The sequence below is a fragment of the Nocardia nova NBRC 15556 genome (assembly GCF_001613005.1).
GTDB classification, from domain to species: domain Bacteria; phylum Actinomycetota; class Actinomycetes; order Mycobacteriales; family Mycobacteriaceae; genus Nocardia; species Nocardia nova.
In genome coordinates, this window is record NZ_BDBN01000012.1 from 71,480 (window position 1) to 92,852 (window position 21,373).

General features: G+C 69.0%; 17 protein-coding genes. 12 read left to right on the forward strand and 5 right to left on the reverse strand.

Annotated elements, in window-relative coordinates:
* Positions 1–79 precede the first annotated feature (79 nt).
* From NN2_RS06515 to NN2_RS06550, 7 genes are all read left to right on the forward strand, one after another.
* Positions 80–994, forward strand: a complete 915-nt coding sequence (locus NN2_RS06515) for an ACP S-malonyltransferase (RefSeq protein ID WP_030518486.1) — start codon at positions 80–82, stop codon at positions 992–994.
* A 131-nt stretch (positions 995–1,125) separates the two neighbouring features.
* The gene (gene acpM / locus NN2_RS06520; protein ID WP_030518485.1) at positions 1,126–1,425 is read left to right on the forward strand and encodes a meromycolate extension acyl carrier protein AcpM; all 300 of its coding nucleotides are present in this window, start codon (positions 1,126–1,128) and stop codon (positions 1,423–1,425) included.
* A 10-nt stretch (positions 1,426–1,435) separates the two neighbouring features.
* On the forward strand, positions 1,436–2,686 hold the full coding sequence (locus NN2_RS06525) for a KasA/KasB family beta-ketoacyl-ACP synthase (RefSeq protein ID WP_063011310.1): 1,251 nt from the start codon (positions 1,436–1,438) through the stop codon (positions 2,684–2,686).
* A gap of 152 nt (positions 2,687–2,838) precedes the next feature.
* Complete coding sequence (locus NN2_RS06530) at positions 2,839–4,284, forward strand: acyl-CoA carboxylase subunit beta (protein WP_063011312.1); 1,446 nt, start codon at positions 2,839–2,841, stop codon at positions 4,282–4,284.
* Positions 4,285–4,525: 241 nt separating this feature from the next.
* Positions 4,526–6,118, forward strand: coding sequence for a hypothetical protein (locus tag NN2_RS36955; protein WP_156511235.1), 1,593 nt, complete (start codon positions 4,526–4,528; stop codon positions 6,116–6,118).
* 18 nt (positions 6,119–6,136) lie between these two features.
* Entirely contained in the window at positions 6,137–10,744 is a 4,608-nt protein-coding gene (locus NN2_RS06545) for a WXG100-like domain-containing protein (RefSeq protein WP_063011318.1), read from the forward strand.
* 107 nt (positions 10,745–10,851) lie between these two features.
* Positions 10,852–11,286: a YbaB/EbfC family nucleoid-associated protein gene (locus tag NN2_RS06550; protein ID WP_063011320.1), complete on the forward strand. Its 435-nt coding sequence runs from the start codon at positions 10,852–10,854 to the stop codon at positions 11,284–11,286.
* Positions 11,287–11,289: 3 nt separating this feature from the next.
* On the opposite strand, the gene NN2_RS06555 is transcribed toward NN2_RS06550, so the two are convergent.
* From NN2_RS06555 to NN2_RS06565, 3 genes are all read right to left on the reverse strand, one after another.
* Positions 11,290–11,817: a DUF3145 domain-containing protein gene (locus tag NN2_RS06555; RefSeq protein WP_030518482.1), complete on the reverse strand. Its 528-nt coding sequence runs from the start codon at positions 11,815–11,817 to the stop codon at positions 11,290–11,292.
* A gap of 96 nt (positions 11,818–11,913) precedes the next feature.
* The gene (locus NN2_RS06560; RefSeq protein WP_063011322.1) at positions 11,914–12,747 is read right to left on the reverse strand and encodes a serine hydrolase domain-containing protein; all 834 of its coding nucleotides are present in this window, start codon (positions 12,745–12,747) and stop codon (positions 11,914–11,916) included.
* A gap of 50 nt (positions 12,748–12,797) precedes the next feature.
* A complete protein-coding gene (locus NN2_RS06565; protein ID WP_063011324.1) occupies positions 12,798–13,169 on the reverse strand; it encodes a MerR family transcriptional regulator in 372 nt (123 codons plus the stop codon).
* 54 nt (positions 13,170–13,223) lie between these two features.
* Between NN2_RS06565 and NN2_RS06570 the strand changes: the two genes are divergently transcribed.
* From NN2_RS06570 to trpB, 3 genes are all read left to right on the forward strand, one after another.
* On the forward strand, positions 13,224–13,997 hold the full coding sequence (locus tag NN2_RS06570; RefSeq protein ID WP_063011326.1) for an alpha/beta fold hydrolase: 774 nt from the start codon (positions 13,224–13,226) through the stop codon (positions 13,995–13,997).
* 65 nt (positions 13,998–14,062) lie between these two features.
* Entirely contained in the window at positions 14,063–15,253 is a 1,191-nt protein-coding gene (locus tag NN2_RS06575; protein WP_063011328.1) for a serine hydrolase domain-containing protein, read from the forward strand.
* A 136-nt stretch (positions 15,254–15,389) separates the two neighbouring features.
* Positions 15,390–16,631 (forward strand): tryptophan synthase subunit beta, encoded by a 1,242-nt coding sequence (gene trpB, locus NN2_RS06580; protein WP_063011330.1) that lies wholly within the window; start codon positions 15,390–15,392, stop codon positions 16,629–16,631.
* 13 nt (positions 16,632–16,644) lie between these two features.
* On the opposite strand, the gene NN2_RS06585 is transcribed toward trpB, so the two are convergent.
* Positions 16,645–17,709: a phosphotransferase family protein gene (locus tag NN2_RS06585; RefSeq protein WP_081879880.1), complete on the reverse strand. Its 1,065-nt coding sequence runs from the start codon at positions 17,707–17,709 to the stop codon at positions 16,645–16,647.
* 146 nt (positions 17,710–17,855) lie between these two features.
* Here NN2_RS06585 and pabB point away from each other — a divergent pair, with 146 nt between their 5' ends.
* Complete coding sequence (gene pabB, locus NN2_RS06590) at positions 17,856–20,096, forward strand: aminodeoxychorismate synthase component I (protein ID WP_063011351.1); 2,241 nt, start codon at positions 17,856–17,858, stop codon at positions 20,094–20,096.
* On the opposite strand, the gene NN2_RS06595 is transcribed toward pabB, so the two are convergent.
* Positions 20,076–20,549 (reverse strand): hypothetical protein, encoded by a 474-nt coding sequence (locus NN2_RS06595; RefSeq protein WP_063011353.1) that lies wholly within the window; start codon positions 20,547–20,549, stop codon positions 20,076–20,078. The two genes, pabB and NN2_RS06595, sit on opposite strands and share 21 nt — an antisense overlap.
* 89 nt (positions 20,550–20,638) lie before the next feature.
* On the opposite strand from NN2_RS06595, the gene NN2_RS06600 reads away from it, so the two are divergent.
* The coding region (locus tag NN2_RS06600; RefSeq protein ID WP_156511236.1) for a TerD family protein at positions 20,639–21,373 on the forward strand (735 nt) is incomplete at its 3' end.

Genomic DNA, 21,373 nt, shown 5'->3' on the forward strand with positions numbered 1-21,373 from the left:
GGTCCACACAAAAGCGTCGCTCAAACATCATCGGCGCCGACATCTCCACGGACCCCCCTCACAGTGTTTTGTTAGAGGCGTGATCGCGTTGTTCGCCCCTGGACAGGGCTCTCAGACACCCGGCATGCTCGCGCCATGGCTCGATCTTCCCGGCGCGCGTGACCGCCTCGAACTGTGGTCCAAGGCCTCCGGCCTGGATCTGCTCCGCCTCGGCACCACCGCCACCGCGGAGGAGATCACCGATACCGCGGTGACCCAGCCGCTGGTCGTCGCCGCCGCGCTGCTGGCTTTCGCCGAGATTCCGCACGAAGCGGTCCCGGCGGATACCATCGTCGCCGGACATTCGGTCGGCGAGCTCGCCGCCGCAGCCGTCGCCGGTGTCGTCTCTCCCGACGACGCGGTGAAACTGGCCGCGATTCGCGGTGCGGAGATGGCCAAGGCGTGTGCGCTGGTTCCGACCGGCATGTCCGCCGTGCTCGGTGGCGACGAAGCCGCCGTGCTCGACCGGCTCGCCGAACTCGACCTGGTCCCGGCCAACCGCAACGCGGTCGGCCAGATCGTGGCGGCGGGCCGGCTGGATGCGCTGGCGGAACTGGCCGCGAACCCGCCGGAAAAGGCGCGGATTCGCGCGCTGCCCGTCGCCGGGGCCTTCCACACCGCGTTCATGGCACCCGCCCAGGACGCCGTGGCCGAAGCCATCTCCCAGATGGTCCCCGGTGAGCCGACCCGTACCCTGCTGTCGAACTACGACGGCAAGCCGGTCGACTCGGGCAAAGACGCCATCGAGAAGCTGGCGGCACAGGTGACCCGGCCCGTCCGGTGGGATCTGTGCACCGAAACCGTTCGCGCGGCAGGGGTTTCCGCGGTGGCCGAGTTGCCGCCGGCCGGAACCCTGGTCGGCATCGCCAAGCGGGAGCTCAAGGGCACCCCGAATCTGGCGCTGAAGACCCCCGAGAACATCCCCGCGTTTGTCGAGCTCTCGGCAACCGGCTAGCTTTCCTCGCGGCTCGCAGTGACGCGACCGTGAGCGAGCAGGACGAAACATTCGTCCACCTCGTACCGAAGAAATAATCGGGACCTCCGATTCACGTCGGACCAACGAAAGAACAAGAAGGGAGCCACCAAGTGGCCGCTCTGACCCAGGAACAGATCGTCGAAGAGCTCGGCAAGATCATCGAAGAGGTGACCGGCATCGAGCCCTCCGAGGTGACGATCGAGAAGTCTTTCGTCGATGACCTGGACATCGACTCGCTGTCGATGGTCGAGATCGCCGTGCAGACCGAGGACAAGTACGGCGTGAAGATCCCCGACGAGGATCTTGCCAGCCTCAAGACCGTGGGTGACGCCGTCTCCTACATCCAGAAGCTCGAGGCCGAGAACTCCGACGCGGCCGCTGAGCTCAAGGCCAAGTTCGACGCCCAGTAAGGCCGACACCGTGACCACTCCTTCCACTTTGAACGGGAACTTCCCGAACGTCGTCGTCACCAGCATGGCGGCGACCACGTCGATCGCGGGTGACGTCGATGCGACGTGGAAGGGACTCCTCAACGGCGAGAGCGGCATCGACGTTCTCGAGGATTCCTTCATCGAGGAATACGACCTCCCGGTTCGCATCGGCGGCCACCTGAAGGTTTCGCCGGACACCCTGCTCAGCCGGGTCGAGATCCGCCGCATGGCCTATGTCGAGCGGCTGGCGATGGTGCTGGGGCGCGAGGTGTGGAAGAACGCCGGCAGCCCCGAGGTCGACCCCGAGCGCCTGGCCGTGTCGATCGGCACCGGTCTCGGCGGCGGCGACGCGCTCATCGACTCGGTGGACAAGCTGAAGAACGGCGGCTACCGCAAGATCTCGCCGCTGGCCGTTCAGATGGTCATGCCGAACGGGCCGTCCGCTGTCGTGGGCCTCGAACTGGGGGCCAAGGCGGGAGTGGTCACCCCGGTCTCGGCATGTTCGTCGGGATCCGAGGGCATCGCCAACGCGTGGCGGATGATCGTCATGGGCGACGCCGACATGGTCGTCACCGGCGGTGTCGAGGGCTACATCTCCGACGTGCCGATCGCCGCGTTCTCCATGATGCGCGCGATGAGCACCCGCAACGACGACCCCAAGGGCGCGTCGCGGCCGTTCGACAAGGATCGTGACGGCTTCGTCTTCGGCGAGGCCGGTGCACTGATGGTCGTCGAGACCGAAGAGCACGCCAAGGCACGCGGGGCCACCATCCACGCTCGCCTGCTGGGTGCCGGCATCACTTCCGACGGCTTCCACCTGGTCGCCCCGGATCCCACGGGTGCCGGTGCGGCGCGCGCCATGGAGCGCGCCATGCAGACCGCCGGACTGTCGAAGTCCGACATCACGCACATCAACGCGCACGCGACCGCCACCCCGATCGGGGACACCGCGGAAGCGAACGCGATTTACAGGGCCGTGGGCAAGCACGCCTCGGTCTACGCGCCCAAGTCCGCCCTGGGCCACTCGATCGGCGCCGTGGGTGCCCTCGAGTCGGTGCTCACAGTGCTCAGCATTCGCGACGGCATCGTTCCGCCCACGCTGAACCTGGAGAACCAGGACCCGGAGATCGACCTGGATGTCGTGCACGGTGAGGCCCGTCGCCAGGACATCGAGTACGCGATCAACAACTCGTTCGGTTTCGGCGGCCACAACGTGGCGCTGGCCTTCGGACGGTACTGATCCGACTCGTCGACAACGTACTGTCGACAACTTCAGCGAACCCGGTGGGGCTTTTCGGCCAAGGCAGATCCCCTCGTCGAAAAGCCCCACCGGGATTTTTCATCTTTCGCAGCCGCGTCAGCGACTCCACATTCCATCGAGGAGAGACCGCGATGACCATCATGGCCCCCGCGCAGGCGGATGCCACGACCGATCCCCGTGATCCGCTGGGTCGGTTGCAGCGCTTCTTCGATCCCGGAACCGTTCTTCCGCTCCACCCCCGCGACAAGTCCGGCGTGCTGGCCGCCATCGGCGAGGTCGACGGCGTTCGCACCGTCGCGTACTGCTCCGACGCCACCGTGATGGGCGGCGCCATGGGTGTCGACGGGTGCAAGCACATCGTGGACGCGATCGATACCGCCATCGATTCCCGGATCCCCGTCGTCGGCATCTGGCATTCGGGCGGCGCCCGCCTGGCCGAGGGTGTCGAGGCACTGCACGCGGTCGGCACCGTCTTCGAGGCCATGGTGCGCGCCTCGGGCCTGGTCCCCCAGATTTCGGTGGTGGTCGGCTTCGCCGCCGGCGGCGCCGCGTACGGCCCCGCTCTGACCGACGTCGTGATCATGGCGCCCGAGGGCCGCGTCTTCGTCACCGGACCGGATGTCGTCAAGTCGGTCACCGGCGAGAACGTCGACATGGCCACCCTCGGTGGGCCCGAGACCCACGGCAAGAAGTCCGGTGTGTGCCATATCGTCGCCGACGACGAGAACGACGCGATGCACCGCGGCCGCCGCCTGGTCTCGATGTTCGCCGAACAGGGCGAATTCGACCTGTCCGCCGCCGCGCACGGCGATGTGGACCTCAAGGCGATGCTGCCGGAGTCGGCCAAGCGCGCCTACGACGTCAAGCCGGTCGTGCGCGAGCTGCTCGACAAGATCCCCTCGCCGGACGGCAACGACGAATCCTCCTTCGAGGAGATGCAGGGCGGTTACGCCCGCAGCATCGTCACCGGCCTGGGCCGCCTCGGCGGTCGCACGGTCGGCGTCCTCGCCAACAACCCGCTGCGCATGGGCGGCTGCCTCACCAGCGAATCCGCCGAGAAGGCAGCGCGTTTCGTGCGCCTGTGCAACTCCTTCGGCATCCCGCTGGTCGTCGTCACCGACGTGCCCGGCTACCTGCCCGGTGTCGGCATGGAATGGGAGGGCGTGGTGCGCCGCGGCGCGAAGCTGCTGCACGCCTTCGCCGAGGCTCGCGTCCCGCGCGTCACGCTGGTGACCCGGAAGATCTACGGCGGCGCCTACATCGCGATGAACGCCCGCTCGCTGGGCGCCACCGCCGTGTATGCCTGGCCGGAGTCCGAGGTGGCCGTGATGGGCGCCAAGGCCGCGGTCGGCATCCTGCACAAGAAGGCCATCGCGAAGGCCCCCGAAGAGGAGCGTGAGGCCCTGATCGAGCGCCTCACCGCCGAACACGAGACCATCGCCGGCGGAGTCGGACGGGCCCTGTCCCTCGGCGTCGTGGACGAGGTCATCGACCCGGCCAAGACCCGGTCCACCATCGCCGCCGCGCTGGCTTCGGCCCCGGCCCAGCCCAGCCACAACAAGAACATTCCGCTGTAAAGCGTTACGCGCCAACACATTACGGGTGGTCTCCCTCGCGGAGGCCACCCGTAATGTCTTTCCGGCCCGGCATTTCCGGTTCGGCTACACACCTCCCAGGACAGGGAATAGTCCTGGATCGTGCCCAACCAGTTGACAGGTCATAATCGGGTACCGCCCGCTGTCGAGAGGCGTGAACGCCGGCGAACGCCTCCACAGCCGACACCACGCGACTCGCCGTGCGACGACGAGGGAGATCGGCGTGGACCAGTCACTGTCGGTGAACCCCGCCGAGTTGCGCGCTTCGGCCGCGGAACTGGAACGACTGGCCGACGAGGCCGCCCTGATCACGTCCGCGCTACGGTCGGCGCTCGAACACGAAGGGCACTGCTGGGGTGCGGATGAGCCCGGAAAGACCTTCGCGCACACGTATGTGCCCGACGCCGAACGCGGCCTCGAAGGACTCGAGAATCTCACCGGGAACCTGCGCGCATTGCGTAAAAATGCCGCCGAGGCGGCGGATGCCTTCGAAGACAACGATGTGAGCAGCGCACGGGCGGTGCAACGCTCGGGTGCGCCGAACGCTGCACCGGGATTCGATGTACCCGTCACCGCACCGACTACGCCGTTCGGTTCCGCGCCGTCGCATCCCGTTTCCAGCGAGTTGCCGGGCCCGCCCGCGCCCCATGAGGGTCGACGCCCTGATGGGGCGGCGGTCGATCAGGGGCCCTCGTCCGACGGTCTGACGCGGATGCCTGATGCCGCGGCACGGTCCACCGGCTGGCCGACTCCCGCCACGGACGGCAGCGAATCCTCCCCGGCTGCGCCCGGCATTCGGACTCCCCCGGCGACCGGACACGCGGACGCAGACGCGCAGCCACAGTCTTCTACTCCGGCACCTGCGACAGCGCCGGCGCCTCCATCTTCGGCCACCACCGCTGCGCAGCAGAAGACCTCCACGCCGTCGCGGGTGGAGACCCCGTGGGCGCGAAACACTGCCGGCACACCCTGGACGGGCGCACCCGGCGCCACCGACGCACCCGCGACGCCGGGCAACACCACACCACCACGGGTAGCATCGCCGCGAACTACCGACCGCCCCGCCGGCCCCGAAAAGCCGGCACCGAAGCGGGGCGGCGCGCCACGACCGAACGCTCCACGCCGTCGCCGATCTGCACCCGCAAGTCCGCGCACCGCCGCTGCCGCGGCGTCGGAGCTCGCACAGGACATGGCGGCCAGGCACGGTCTCGATATTCTCGGATTCGATTCGGGCGGCGTCTCCGCGGATACCGTGCGCGAGATCGCGGCCGCACTCGATGTCATCCGGGCCAGATACCCGGTTCACCTGCGCGGACTCGAAATCACGAGTAGCGCCGAACCATACTGCGAAGTCGAGAACCGCGCTCCCGTAACGCACGCTGCGCACGCCGAGCCGTGGATCACGGTGAGCCGAGCTGCCGCTGTCGATCCCCTCCTGCTCACCCCACCACCTACGGCCGGGCAGGCGGCGATCTACCGAGAGCGGCCGCTGTTCGCCGCCATGGTGCGCGAACTCGGCGCCGCTCTGGAAATGACGTGCGGCTCTCCTGTTCGCAAGGAAGCCCAGCGCGCGCTGATCAGAGCGTATCTGCGGCTCGACGGTGTCCAGCACGAATCCCTGGCGCGAGTGGTCCGCGGCTATAAGCTGTGGCGCGCCCAGCTCGGCCCGGATTGCTTCCGGGGCAACGTTTTCGCGCCCTCGCGCGCGTTGGCGGTTGCCTTCGCCGCCGGGGAATTGACCGCCGGGTCCGAAGGGCCGGCACGTGTGCTGCACGGTCTGCTGGTATCCCGGGCGATGTCACCGGAAACCCGCTGAGGTCGAGGTTCGCCCGCCGTGACCTTGACCTTGCCACCGTGGTTGCCCGAACCGGTGATGACCTGTGTAGCGGGCCATTTTCCCACCGGCGACGAATCAGCGATGCGCCGCTGCGCCGACGCCTGGGCCGACACCGCCGATCAGTGCCGTCCCATGGCCGAACGGCACACCGCCGCGGCCCACACCATCCGGGCCGCCGGGCTCGGGCATACCGTCGACCAGTTCGCCCAACAGCACACAGAATTGGCCGACACCTGGCGTGACCAGGCCACCTACTGCGACAGCATGGCCAAGCAGTTGTACGAGGGTGCGAACAGCATCGAATTCCAGAAGCTGGTCTGCATCTTCACCGCAGGTGTGCTGGCGGCACAGTTGATTCGAGACGGGATCGCCTTCGCCGCCGGCGGGGGCCTGCTGGCAATTGCCGACCGGATGGCGGCCGAGACGGCGCTGGGAATACTCCGCAAAAAGGTGCTCATGTGGCTGGCCGGCGCGGGCGTCAAGGCCGCAGCCGAGCGAGGCCTTCTCGTTCTCGCGCGCAACGCGGTGATCATCGGCATGGCCCAGGGCGGGCTCGTCAACCTGGCAGCGCAAGGCGTGCAGATCATGCAGGGGCATCGAGACGACATCGATCCGGCGTCGGCCGCAGTGGCCATCATCGCAGGCGGTGCCGGCGGCGCGGCCGGCGCTGTCGTCGGTCACGCGGTCGCGCCCGTACCCGCCATGTTCGGCCGCACGGCGGCGCGGACATTCGACCGCCTGGCTCCGCATCTCGGCAGCAACATCACCGCAGGCTTGCGTCAGGCTGCCGCCACTCGGGCCGCACGGTTGTTCGCGCACCTCGGTGGAACGGTATTCGTCGGCGGAGCGGGCGGAGTCGCCGGCGGGATGGCAGGCGCCGTGGTCTCGCTGGCGGCGACCGGTCAGGCCTTCACGCGCCAGGCTTTCGCGGAGGGGATCATTCCAGGTTTCGCGGGAGGTTTCCTGGGAGCCGCCGGCGCAGCGCTGCGACACGCGCCGGGTTCGATGCCTGCTGGTGTCCCCGGCACACCGCGACCGGAGTCTGGTGCGCCGGCCCGAGTTCGGTGGGTCGACCGGGGGACTCGCGAGAACGTCGCAGCCGTCAATCGACGAGATCCGGCACCGCTGGTTCTCGCCGCTTCGTCCCGAACACCCGCCCGGGCCGAGGAGCCCGTTGTCCCCGGTGCGGGCGATCACCGGCCATCCGGCCCCGCGCAGCACCCACAGAATTCTCCGTCTATACCGGGCAGGCAGCGGGTCGCGGCGGCGGTCGCCGAAGAGCTGCCGACGGCGGGCGCGCGTCTGCCCGAACGAGACTCCGGCGCCGAATCCGGCTCGGCGCGGCGCCCGGATCCGTTCGATCACAACACCGCCCTGCCTTCGGACAAAGAGCACCTGCGCCGGCAGCCCGTCGGCGCGGTGGCCGCCGATCCCGCGGTGCCGACCCACCCCGGCGGACCCGAACCAGCCCCGACCAAGGCGGATCTCATCACCGAGGGCGCTCGTTCCGACCGCCTGTCACGTGACGATCAGCTCGATGCATCCGGACCGCGCGACGCAGTTTCCCGTGCCGCCGAACTCTCCTCGCCCGTTTCCTCGAGTACCGTCCGCGCACCGAGTCCACCTGCGCACGAACCGGTTCCGGCAGGCGTCGTGGCCGGCGCGGAGCCGAACGCTTTCGTGACCGGCGCAGCGGAACCGCAGCCACCCACCGTATCGACTGCTACACAGACACATCAGCCGACCGATGGCGCTGTCGCACCCGGACCGCAGGGGCACGGCAGCACACCCGCTGGGCCGGAGACCGCTCCCGGCACCGCCATGCACAGCGAAGCCGCGGGCAACGGTCCAGGAGATCACGATCCGCAGACCGCGACGCCCAAGGCGCAGCCGGGCCGAAGCGCCGGTCCGGACCGCGGTCTCGCCTCCGACCCCCGGCCGCCTGCGGCAACCGGAGCGAGAGCGGAAGCTCGCGAACCCGCAGGGACCGGCGGCGCGCCACCGAAAGCGTCGACGGTCGATACGGCCGATCACCCGCCGTCCGGTGGGGTTCGCCCCGCCGAATCGCCCGACCCGGCACCTGGGCGCGAGACACACCGCGCCGCAGCTGATCCCGGCGAGCGGTCACCTGCGAGCGGCGGTGCCGGCGGTACCAATCCACCGGACGGGCCGCCCGCCGCGTCGTGGTCCGGCGGCGACGACCCCCGCCGGGTCGATCTGGCGGGCATTACCGCAGGCGATCACGACCACGGGACTCAGGCGGCGGCCACAGTCTCCGAACTGCTGCGCGGGTGGCCGGACACAGGTCCGCACCGGGCTGCGGAGATCACCGAGACCGTCACCCGGGCAATCGAATCCGGCGAGGGAACGATCGATCTCAGTGCGGAGATGGTCGTCGCGGATCCCGCCACCGGTGATCGCTCGCTACGCCTGTCCGTCACCGAGACGGCCGGCGCCGAGCGCCACGCCCTGACCGTCTGGTACTTCGACGAGAAGCCACCGGCACTCGCCCACAACGCCGAGGGCAAACCGGTCATCCCGTTCCCCGACCGGGCCGCACTCGGCACCGAGGAGCCGCGGTTCCCGTACATGCGCCGAGTCGGTGAGGAACGCGGTCACCTCGAGGCCCAATTGAACCGGGCCGGCTGGCCCGAAGACCACATCGACGCCGCCAAGCTGATCCATACCGAGGTCTATCAGAACGCCGTGGGCCTCAACCCCAGTGGACGGCCGCCGGTTTCCTATCGTTCGGAAATCGGCCCCGGCCCGGGCGGTCCCCGGTTGCGGGTCTCGGTCACCGACCACATCCCCGGACTACCGCCGGAATACGATCCTGCCAACCCGACGGCCGTGGACAAGGAGAGCTCCCGCGGCGGCCTGCTACGAGCCGAACTCAGCCACAACACCGGAATCGACGAACACCCCGACGGCAGTAAGTCGATCTGGTTCGAACTCGACCGCTCCGAACCGGTCCCGGAACGCGAACCGGACCTCTCCCAATTCGGCGATCTGTCGGACCTGGGTGACCTTTCGGAGCTTGGGCTCGAACTCGACCCCACCGGTGAGATGGCGAGCGACCGAATCGATGCACACGAGGCGTCCGCGCCGGGCGAATTCACCGTCCCGCGAGCACTCGGTGAAGACGCTGCCGCAACCGCTGCGTGGGACTGGCTCGGCGAGCAGATGCCCGGCTGGCCGCCCGGGCGAGTCGACGACGCTGGTCTCACATTGGCCGATGCGGTCGCTCACGCAGTCGATTCGACCGATGGCCCGGTCCGGGTCACCGCAGAGCAGACCGGCACCGGCGCCGATCGGGTCCTGCACATCTCGGTTCTCGACACCGGGACCGTCCCGCACCCGGAATCCGTCCTCGGGGATGCTGTACACGGCCGTCTCGACAGCAGATTACGACCGGACGACGAGTCCGGCTGGACCAGAGAGCTCTCGTTCTCGATCCATGAGACCCCACCGCTGCCGCAGTGGCTGCACGATGCGATCGCCCCGGTACGCCACCTCGTGGTCAACGACGGTAACGGCACAGCCCTCGCAGTCGGCCCCAAGCAGTTCCTGCAGATGGCGAAAGCGCTGGCGCCCCATGTCGATCCGGCGCACCTGGATGTTGCCGCTGAGAACATTCACGCCGAGTTGAAACATGCGGGCCGAGTGAACTATTCACGTCTGAACAATGGGAAATCCGACTTCGAACCCGCGATTGTTCAGCTGCGGGCAGGTGAGCCGCCGATCGAAATCGAGGTGTATCCGTTCTGGGCCAACGATCTACGCAACAGCATGCGCGAACTCGGCCTCACGGGCCGCGGTGACGCGACGGTGCGACTGGACGACCTCGCCGACGCTATGAGCGAACAGCGCGCGCTGCACCGAGCAGCGAGAGAGCAAGCGGCCGCCGCGGACCGAGCCGACCGACTCGTCCGCACGATCCGAGAGCAGGCCGGCCTACCCCCGGAACAGGAACACGGCGACGTTCGCGAGAAACGCGGGCGCGAGTTCCGCCAAATGGACGATATGAACCACCGGCGTCTGGGACCGGACTACCCGTCGTTCGCCGGGGAAGGAGCACCCGCAGCACGTGGGCCGGTACGCAACGAGCCGACGGCAGATCTGGCCGCACTGTTGAACGATGTCGGAAATGCTCCCGGCGGATCTCGCCTCGTCGTCGGCGGGGGCCATCTCTACCGACCGGCCGAGGCCGGCGAAGTCTTCGTCAACGCGGGACCGCATGCGCACCCGGATCTGCTGGCCGATGTCCGCGACCTATCCGCGCTGCCGAGCGGAATATTCGATGAGATCTACTACGAACGAGTGCCGGCGCAGTACCTGCCGGATGCGGTGCCCGAGCTCTACCGGGTGCTGAAACCAGGCGGTAAGCTCCTCGTCTCGACCGGAATCGCCGGGATATCGTCGGGCGACAGCCGTGCGGCGGCGCTGTACCGGTTGCGTGACTGGGGGTTCGAAGACATCCGATACACCATCGCCCGAGACGACCTGCACGATGCCGAGGCTCGCCCCAACGACTGGTACGAGATTACAGCGACGAAATCCCTTCAACCTCCACCGGACCGCCCGGTTCTGCGGCTTCGGCGATGACGCCCCGCCGAGGCCCTCCCTTGCCACGCCTGAGAGGTCGACGCGACGCGCGCATCCTTACTGTGACCACAGAGCGGAACTGTTCACCGACCCGGAGGAGGCGCCTCGTGGACCGTTGGGAGCGGGAAGGGTTGCGGGCCGGCAACAGCGGGTTGCGTAATCAGGTCGATCATCTGCTGGATGCATTCGAGCAGCAGCGGGAGCGGCTGGCCGAGGTGTCTCGGCAGCTGGAAGATGTTCGGGTGCAGGTCGATTCGTCTGATCACGCGGTGGGGGCGACCGTCGATGCGAACGGGCTGCTGACCGAGCTGCGACTCTCCGCGGCGGCTTTGCGCGGCGGTCCCGAGAAGCTCGCGAGCACGATCGTCGATACCGTGCGCGCGGCGGCGGAGCAGGCGCGGCGGCGGCACGAATCGCTGACGGCCCCGATCGCCGCCGAACTCGACGATCTGGGTGATCTGCCCGATGTCGTGAGCGAGGCGCCGAGCCTGCGCGATATCCGTGCCCACTTCCGCGGCGAGGGTTCGGCCGCGATCGAGTGAGGTTCAGCCGACGTCGCGGCGGAGCCAGGTGACCTCGGCGCCCTCGCCGCCGGTGCGGAAGGGTTCGAGTTCGTCGTCCCAGGCGGTGCCCAGGGCGCGATCGATGTCGGCGGAGATATCGCCGTGGCGGCCGCGGGCCCGGGCGGCGCGGACGATTTCGCGCAGCCGCATCTCGCCGACCATGACGTCGCCGTTGGCGCTCATCGCGCCGGTCCACAATCCGAGGCCGGGCACGAAACTGTAGCGTTCGCCGTCGACCCCTTCGGAGGGGTCCTCGGTGACCTCGAAGCGCAGTACGGGCCAATCCCGCAACGCCTTGGCAATTCGCCCAGCGGTACCGACGGGGCCGACCCAGTCGGTGGTTGCGCGCAGTTGTCCCGCGGCGGCCGGCTGGGCGGTCCAGCGCAGGGACGCAGGTGATTTCAGAGTGGAGGAAAGCGTCCATTCGATGTGCGGGCACAGCGCGGCCGGTGACGCGTGGATGTACACCACACCACACGTCACATCCGCGAACTGATCAGATGCGCGCACCTGTACACCTCCAGCCTCGACGTCGGACGTCTTCCCCAACATCCCGTCGAGCCCAGGCGTTGCCCGAGTTTACTGGAGTGCCCGATGTTACGGCTGTTACTTTTCGGCCGTGTCGCGAATCTGCTGGATATCGGCGATGACGGCGTCGCTGAGCGTCGGCCACACCGCTCGGGCCCAATCGCCGAAGTTCTCGTCGCTCAATGCCACACACGCCACCCCGATCTCCGGATCCACCCACAGGAAGGTGCCGGACTGCCCGAAATGCCCGTAGGTTCGCGGCGAGTTGGCTCCCCCCGTCCAATGCGGAGTCTTGTGGTCGCGGATCTCGAATCCCAGACCCCAATCATTGGGGCGCTGCGATCCGTATCCGGGAAGCACTCCGCCGACGCCCGGGAATTGCACGGAGGTCGCCGCGGCGAGCATGTCACCGGATATCAAGATCGGGTTCAGCAATTCTCCGGCGAAACGCAGGAGATCGTTCACCGTGGAGCGTCCGGCGTGCCCGGCGGATCCGGCCAGCACCGAGGATTTCATTCCGAGTGGCTCGAATACCGCCTGCCGCAGATATTCGGGAAATTCGATTCCGGTCTCGCGCGTGAGGAACTCGGCGAGGACCTCGAATCCGGCGCTGGAATAGATGCGGCGCTGCCCGGGCTCGGCCATGATCACCGTGGTGTCGAAGGCCAGTCCGGCCGTATGCGCCAGCAGGTGGCGCACGGTGGAGCCGGGCGGGCCGGCGGGCTGGTCCAGTTCGATCGCACCTTCTTCGACCGCCACCAGAACCGCGTAGGCGGCAAGGGGTTTCGTGACCGACGCGAGGGCGAACACCCGGTCGAGGTCTCCCTCGGTGCCGACCACGCCGTGTGCATCGACGACGCCCGCGGCGGCATGCCGGACGGGCCAGTCGCGAATCTGTTCGAGTGCTCGCACGGCACCGAGCCTACGAGAAGGCTCCGAACCCACCGGCCGCGGGGAGGCGGCTACGCCGGGCCGTCGCTGCGATAGGGCGCGGCCACCAGTTGCTCGTCCTGACGAGCCAGCAGCGTGCGACGCCGGGTCAGCTCGGCGATCTGCGTGTCGAGGTGAGACAGGCCCTCCCGCATGATCTTTCGGGTGTGATCGCAGTGCTGTAAGCCCGTGGCGGTCGCACACGGCAGCAGTTCGCGGATGGCGCTGGTCGGCAGTCCGGCGGCGAGCAGCTCGCGAATGCGGTGCACCCGCTGCGGTGCGTCGTCGGCGTAGACGCGGTAACCGTTGCCGTCGCGGCGGGCGCTCAGCAGCCCTTGCTCCTCGTAGTAGCGCAGCAGGCGGGTGCTGACGCCGGTGGTGTTCGCCAGCTCGCCGATCAGCACTGCGCCCTCCCGGACTTGACCTTCACACTCATGTCAATCCCTAACGTCGCCGCCATGACGAACATTTCACTGTCCACATCGGTCACCGGCAGCGGTCCCGCGGTCGTGCTCGCGCACGGCGCGGGCGGCGGAATCGAGGCCAACTTCGGCTCCCTGATCCCGCTGCTCGCCGAACGGCATACCGTGATCGGCTCCGACTATCCGGCCGACGACACCGTGCTGACCCTCGACGGGCTGGCCGACGCACTGGTCGAGGAGGCGGTATCGGCGGGCGCCCAGCGATTCCCGATCATCGGATTCTCGCTCGGCACCGCGGTGGCGGTGCGCGCCGCCGTGCGTCATCCCGATCGGGTCACCGGCTTGGTGCTCGCGGCCGGGCTGGCCCGGGCCGACCATCGGGCCCGGCTCGTCCTGGATCTGTGGCGCGGCACGCTCGCCGCACGCGACCACGATGCGTTCGCGCGGGTGGTCCTGTTGTCCGGATACAGCGCCGCCTTCACCAATTCCCTGCCCGACGAGGTGTATTCGCAGTACCTGGCCCAGATCGCGGCCGGTGTCCCGGGCGGGGCGGCGGCGCAGGCGGATCTGGTCGCCCGGGTGGACACCCGCGCCGATCTGCCCCGGGTCGCGGTGCCGACCCGGGTCATCGCCGCGACCGCGGATCTGCTGGTCGATCCCGCCAATTCGCGCGAGCTGGCGGCGGCCATTCCGGGCGCCGAATACGTCGAGGTAGCGGCGGGGCACGTGCTGATGCACGAGGCGCCGGAGGCGTGGCATCGCGCTGTCCTCGACTACTTCGCGGACAGCTCCCGAATCCACGCCGCCTGATCGGTTTCCGATCGGGGTGGACACCGTACGACGCCGCGGCGGTGACCGTTACCATCGGTTGCACTATGGGCGAGGTTGCTGAGGTACACGGTGAGGTGGCGACCGGTTTCGAGCCGGTCGCGGACGCGTTTCGACGCAACTTCGCCCGGTTCGGCGAGATCGGGGCGGCCGTGGCCGTCTACGACGGGGACCGGCCGGTGGTGGATCTGTGGGCGGGGTTCCGCGATCGCCGCAGACAGCTGCCGTGGGAGCGCGACACCATGGTTCCGGTGTTCTCCTCGACGAAGGGGATGACGGCATTCGCCGTGGCGGGTGCCGTCTCGCGCGGAGTCCTCGACTATCAGGCCCCGGTCGCGCAGTATTGGCCGGAATTCGCCGCACACGGCAAGGAATCGATCACCGTACGGCAGCTGCTCGACCACCGCGCGGGTCTGCCGGTGCTGGACCGGGTGGTGCGGTTGTCCGATATGGCCGACCGGGATCGGCTCGCGGAGATCCTGGCCGACCAGAAACCACTGTGGAGTCCGGGCACCCGGCAGGGTTATCACCCGATCACCGCCGGGCTGTATCAGGGCGAATTGCTCCGCCGCGTCGATCCGCGGCACCGCACCCTGGGCCGCATCTTCGCCGAGGACTTCGCCGGCCCGCTCGCGCTGGACTTCTTCATCGGATTGCCGGAGGAGCAATCCCTCGATCGCATCGCCACGCTCGCGTCCACCTCCGGCCTGGACGTGCTGCGGTACGAGCGAGACGTGCCGCTGCGCATCGCGATTCAGATGTTTCTGCGGCGCGGGCTCACCTATCGCGCCTTGAGCAGCCCCCGCACCGGCGCACCCGAACGTGCCACCCGCCGCGAATTCCTCGGTGTCGAAAGCCCCGCCGCGGGTGGGGTGGGCACGGCGCGTTCGTTGGCGCGGGTCTACGGCGCGGCGGCGGGGCGCACCGGTGAATTGCCCATCGCACCGGGCATTCTGGACCGGCTGGCCACCGCCGACACCGTCGACGACGTGCCCGCAGACGATCTGGTGCTGCTCACCCGCAGCCGCTACCATCTGGGGTTCCGCAAATCGTGTGGCAGCTTCCGTTTCGGCAGCGACAGGCGCGCGTACGGCACCACCGGTTACGGGGGCTCGTTCGGGTTCGCCGATCCCGCAACGGGTTTGGGTTTCGGCTATGTGATGAACCGCCTCGGCACCGCCGTCCTCGACGATGCGCGCGCCCGCGCCGTGCGGGAGGCACTACTCCGCTGCGGCTGATCACGCCACCGCGCCGACTTACCACCACTGACGATGACCTCTTCCGTGCTGTTAACTCACTCTTTGCCGGCAGGTGACCAGGTGTGCGAGCGGATCGCACACACTGTCCGAGCCGGACGGCGAGGAGAAAGCGCGGATGCGAATGGTGATCGGACACAGGCCAACCCACGCCACCACCCGGGACGGCATCCGGGACCCCGGCAGATTCGGCGCGTTCGGCGGCCGCTACGTTCCCGAAGGATTGATGGCGGCGCTCACCGACGTCGAGAACGCCCATCGAGCGGCCTGGGCGGATCCCGAATACCACGGCGAACTCGACCGGTTGCTGCGGGAGCGAGTCGGCCGCCCGACCCTGCTGCACGCGGCGCCGCGACTGGCCCGCGCGCTGAATGTCCCCGGAGCGCAGGTATTCCTGAAGCGCGAGGATATGACGCACACGGGCGCCCACAAGATCAACAATGCCCTCGGGCAGGGGCTGCTGGCCGTGCGAATGGGCAAGACCCGCGTCATCGCCGAAACCGGGGCCGGACAGCACGGCGTCGCGGTGGCGACCGTCTGCGCCATGCTCGGGCTGACGTGCGTGATCTACATGGGCGCCGACGATATGGCCCGCCAGCAGAGCAACGTCGTGCGGATGCGGCTGCTCGGCGCGGACGTGCGCGCCGTCCGTTCCGGTGATCGCCGATTGAAGGCCGCGGTGACCGAGGCGGTGCGAGATTGGGTGGCGCACACCGAAACCACGCATTTCCTGTTCGGCACCGCCACCGGGCCCGCACCCTATCCACGGATGGTGCGTGACCATCAGAGCCGGATCGGCATCGAGTCCCGGGCACAGCTGCTGGCGGCGGCGGGACGGCTGCCCGACCACGTCATCGCGTGCGTGGGCGGCGGCAGTAACGCGATCGGGATGTTCCATCCCTTCACCGGCGATGCGCAGGTACGGCTGATCGGTGTGGAGGCCGGGGGCCGCGGCTTACACACCGGCGAGCACGCGGCCACACTCAGCGCGGGCACACCGGGTGAGATGGACGGCGCGTTCAGCTACGTCCTGCAGGACCAGGAGGGACAGATCGCGCGAACCCACAGCATCGCGGCCGGATTGGATTATCCGGGGGTGGGCCCGGAACTGAGCCATCTCAAGGACATCGGCCGCATCGACCACGCCGTCGCGACCGATACGGCGGCGCTGCGCGGACTGGATACGCTGTGCCGGACCGAGGGCATCATCACCGCACTCGAATCCGCGCACGCCGTGGGATATCTGCTGGAGCTGGCCGAACAGGGCGGAATCGCCGAGGACGCGCTGATTCTGCTGTGCCTGTCCGGCCGCGGCGACAAGGATCTCGCCATCCTCGCCGACCTGCTCGACGCCGGCTGACGCCGCGCCCGGCTCATTCGCAGAGCCGGTTGGCCTTCTCGAACAGTTCCAGGGTGATGGCGTGCAGGAAATCGCCGGTCTGCTTGGGCGCCTTGCCGGCGCAGGCACGCGCGTGCGTGCCCTCGAGGACGATGCCGAGTTTGAAGCAGGCCAGCACCGTGTACCAGCCGGCGTGACCGAGGTCGCGGTCGGAGAAGTTCGCGTAGTGGGCGATCATCTCCTCGGCGGTGGGCAGGCCACCCGCGGCGCCGAGCTTGCCGACCAGGGCGGCGCCGGTGGTTCCGGGCTCGGGCCGGGTGGCGATCTGCCAGCCCAGATCCAGCAGCGGATCACCGATCGTCGACATCTCCCAGTCGACCATGGCGGCGACCTCGGGTCCGTCGTAGGAGAACATCATGTTGGCCAGGTGGCAGTCGCCGTGCAGGATGCCCGGCCGCCACTGTGCGGGCCGGTTGCGGTCGAGCCAGTCCCCGACTCGGTCCACACCCGGGATCTGCGGGCCGGGGTAGCCGTCGTTGCTGCTGTAGGACTCGAGTTCGCCGAGCCAGCGCGGCACCTGGCGTTCCAGGAAACCGTCCGGCTTGCCGTAATCGGCCAGCCCCAGCGCCTCGTAGTCGAGCGAACCGAGCCGGGCGATGGCCTCGACCGCCGACAGTCCCATCTGCCGCCGCACCTCGGGATCGCCGGCGTGCAGGGCGGGCAACTCGTTCTGCGGGTTGAAGCCGGTGATCGGCTCCATCAGATAGAAGACCGCGCCGATCACCGATTCGTCGGCGCCCGCGGCGATCACCCGCGGGGCGCGCACGCCGGTGCCCGCCAGCGCGCCGAGCAGGCGGGATTCGCGGCGGATCACGTCGTTGCTCTTGGGACGCAGATGTTTCGGCCCGCGGCGCAGCACGAATTCGCGGCCACCCCGGCGGAACCGCAGCATGATGTTCTGGGTGCCGCCGCCGAGCGAGGTCACATCCTCGAAGTCGCCGCCGGGCAAGCCCTGCTCATCCATCCACTCGCCGACGGCCGCGAAATCGACGACCTCGCGCTCGACCTCGGCCGGTTGCACCACAGACATGCCCCACATTGTGCACCACCACGACCGGTCAACTGAAGGCATATGCCCTCACTGCGTCGTCCGAGATGCCCGATACGGTGATGCACATGAGCACGTCCCGGTCTCGGCATGCGGGCGAGACCACTGTCGACCACGCGGTGCGCACCCGAACCCCCGTGCGCACCCTGCTGATCGACAACTACGACTCGTTCACCTACAACCTCTTCCAGTTGATCGGCACGGTGAACGGCGCCGAGCCGACCGTGCTGCGCAACGACGAGGTCGACACCCTGGCCGAGCTGGACCTCGACCGGTTCGACAACATCGTCGTCTCCCCCGGGCCCGGACGCCCCGATGTACCAAGGGATTTCGGGATCTCGCAGGCACTGATCGACCGTGCGGAGCTCCCGCTGCTGGGCGTCTGCCTCGGACACCAGGGCATCGTGCTGGCGGCCGGTGGGCGGGTGATCCCGGCGCCCGCGCCCCGGCACGGCTATCCGGACCGCATCAGCCACGACGGTCGCGACCTGTTCGCCGGGGTTCCCGCCGACTTCCTGGCCGTGCGCTATCACTCGCTGTGCGCCGCCCAGCCCCTGCCGGACGCGCTGGCGATCACCGCGACCGCGCCCGACGGGGTGGTGATGGGCGTTCGCCACCGGCACCGCCCGCAATGGGGTGTGCAGTTCCATCCGGAATCGGTGTCGAGCGAATTCGGCGCCGCGCTGCTGGGTAATTTCGCGCGGCTGACCCGGGAGTGGTGGGCGCATCGGGCCGTGACCGGCCGGGCATCGGGCGTCCACGATCCGTCACGGGACATCTCACGGCCGGGCGAACGCCCGGCTCGCCGGCAACTCGGCCGGACGGGCGTCGCGTCGTCGATGGGTGCGACGTCCGCCGCGCCCGATCCGGTCCCCAATGGGCCCGGAACCCCAGAGGCCGGCGCCCCGCGGCCGACGACTCTCACCGTGCTGCACAAGGTGATCGACCGCGCCGTGGAGACGGAATCCGTTGTGCTGCGGGTATATCCGGACTCGCCGACGGCGTTCTGGCTCGACAGTGCGCACGTGGAGCCGGGGCTGGATCGGTTCAGTTTCGCCGGTGATGCGTCCGGGCCGCTGGCGGAGGTGGTCCGGTATCGGGTGGGCGCGGGATGTGTGATCGAGAATCGAACCGGAACGCGCACCGATCCGCGGCCGGTGCTCGACTATCTGTCGGCGCGGCTGAGTGCGCTGAACATCCGATTCCCCGATGTGCCCTTCGATTTCGTCGGCGGCTACGTCGGCTATCTGGGCTACGAGATGAAGGCCGACTGCGGTGCGAGGACCGGGCATCGATCGCCCTATCCGGACGCGCAGTGGCTCTTCGCCGATCGGCTGGTCGTAGTCGATCACGTCGCGGGCCGCACCCATCTGATCGCTGTCACCGACGCCGATTCGGCCGCCGAGAATCACCGCTGGCTGGCCGATACGCGCGCGATCGTCGCGAGCCTGCCGGATCGGCGGAATCCGGAACCGCTCACCCTTCCCGCCGACGAGGAGGCCGTCGTCTCCCGCCTGACCCGCGGCCGGGACCGCTATCTGGCCGATATCGCGGCGATCGACGCCGAGCTGCGTGCCGGGGAGACATACGAGGTGAACCTCACCGACAGCGCGACCATCGACTCCGATGCGCCGGGACTCGAGGTCTACCGGATGCTGCGGCGCAGCAATCCCGCCCCGTACGCGGCGTACCTGCGCTTCGGCGAGCTCCATATCGCCTGTTCCTCACCGGAGCGCTTTCTGAAGATCGACCGCACCCGCACGGTGGAGACCAAGCCGATCAAGGGCACCGCCCCGCGCGGCGCGACTCCGGAGGCGGACGAAAACCTCTGCCGCGCCTTGGAATTGGACCCCAAGACGCGGGCCGAGAATCTGATGATCGTCGACCTGCTGCGCAACGATCTGGGCCGGGTGTGCGAGCTGGGCAGCGTGCATGTGCCCGAGCTGATGGTCGCGGAGACCTACACCACGATGCATCAGTTGGTGAGCACCGTGCGCGGGCGGCTGCGCCCGGAGGTGGATGTGCTCGATTGCCTGCGCGCATGCTTCCCGGGCGGCTCGATGACCGGGGCTCCGAAGCTGCGGACCATGGAGATCATCGACGGGCTGGAGACCGAGGCGCGCGGCATCTACTCGGGCACGATCGGGTTTCTGGGTCTGGGCGGAACGGCGGATCTCAATATCGTCATCCGTACCGCGGTCCGCGACGAGCGCGGCTGGCGCGTCGGCGCGGGCGGCGCGGTGGTGCTGGACTCCGATGCCGACGCGGAATTCCACGAGATGGTGCTCAAGGCCGCGGCCGCGGCCCGTGCTGTGATCGCGACGGCCGAGTTGCCGCGATCGGCGGGCAGGGCGGGTCTATTTCCCGCGTCGACGTGACTTCGGCTCCGGTTGCGGTGGTTCCGCCTCGCGGCTGGTGAGGCGGCCCAGCATCGAGATGCCCGGCAGTTTCGACAGCCGGTTGAACACCTCCTCACCCAGCGCGATCACGGCCTCGAGCCGCGGCAGCAGCCGGTCGTAGGCCGCGAAGGCCGGATCGGCCAGCGCCAGGGTCCGGTCGAGGCGGTCGATGGTGGAATTGAGCCGGTCGATGGCGATCGCCAGATTCTCGATCAGATCCGGAAGTTGCGCGGCCAACTGTACGGAGGCGGGCGGGAGCCGCACCGCGGTGCCGAAGGCGGTACCGGCGGTGACCTGCGCGGCATCGATGGCCTGGCCCGCGGCGGTCTGCGCGGCCTGCGCGGCGGCCTGGGCGGCGGCGAGGATTTCCGTCGCACCCGGCACCCGCGCGCCGCTGGGCTTACGCCCGGAGTCACCCTTCGGGTTCGTCATGGTTCCACTGTGCCGCACCCGGACAGTCACGAAAAGCTCCGCGCCGACCGCGCGATTCGTGTCGGGGCGGCCTGGCATAGTTCGTGGCGATGACAACCATGCGCCCCACCGTCGACGGTGACGCCACGCCGGTACCGACTTCGCTTCTGTCGGTACTGGTTTCGTGGCGTTCGACGGCGTCGCTGGACGCGCATGCCGTCCTGCTGACCGCCGGCGGGCGGGTCCGCTCCGCCCGCGACGTGGTGTATTTCAACGCGCCGCGCCACCCCTCCCAGGCGGTGACCGTGGATCAGGATCCGCATCCGGGCACCGCGCGGCTGTCGGTCTCGCTGCCCCGGACGGAGGCCGAGATCGTCCGCATCCTGATCACGGGGTCCGGCGCCGACGAGCCGCTGGCCGCACTGCCCGGCCTCGCGGTTTCGGTCGAGGACGCCGAGGGCCTGGTGGCGCGTGCCGACGTGGCCGCGGAGCCGGGTGCGTGGGCCGCGGTGTTCGGAGAGTTCCGCCGGGCCGAGGACCGATGGTGGTTCGTGCGCGGCGGACCGCAGCACGCCGGCGCGGCGGACTTGTTCACGACATTCGGCGCAGCCGTCTCGGAGTCGGCACAGCACCGGTCGCAGCGACTATCGTTGCACCGCAACAGTTTCGCCACACCCATGCCCCCGCCACCGGACGAGCGCCCCGATTGGCATCCCGACCCCACGGACGCGGCCTCACTGCGCTGGTGGGACGGCTCCCGGTGGACCGAGCAGACCGTGGCACGCCCACCCGCCGACCCACGCGCCTGTCCCCGGTGCGGGCGGCGGCGGGGCTGGCGCCTGCTC

Coding starts and splice junctions, on each gene's coding strand:
- NN2_RS06530 (WP_063011312.1), top strand. CDS start 2,839: ATGACCATCATGGCCCCCGCGCAGGCGGATGCCACGACCGATCCCCGT.
- NN2_RS06570 (WP_063011326.1), top strand. CDS start 13,224: ATGACGAACATTTCACTGTCCACATCGGTCACCGGCAGCGGTCCCGCG.
- NN2_RS06575 (WP_063011328.1), top strand. CDS start 14,063: ATGGGCGAGGTTGCTGAGGTACACGGTGAGGTGGCGACCGGTTTCGAG.
- trpB (WP_063011330.1), top strand. CDS start 15,390: ATGCGAATGGTGATCGGACACAGGCCAACCCACGCCACCACCCGGGAC.
- NN2_RS06585 (WP_081879880.1), bottom strand. CDS start 17,709: ATGTGGGGCATGTCTGTGGTGCAACCGGCCGAGGTCGAGCGCGAGGTC.
- NN2_RS06595 (WP_063011353.1), bottom strand. CDS start 20,549: ATGACGAACCCGAAGGGTGACTCCGGGCGTAAGCCCAGCGGCGCGCGG.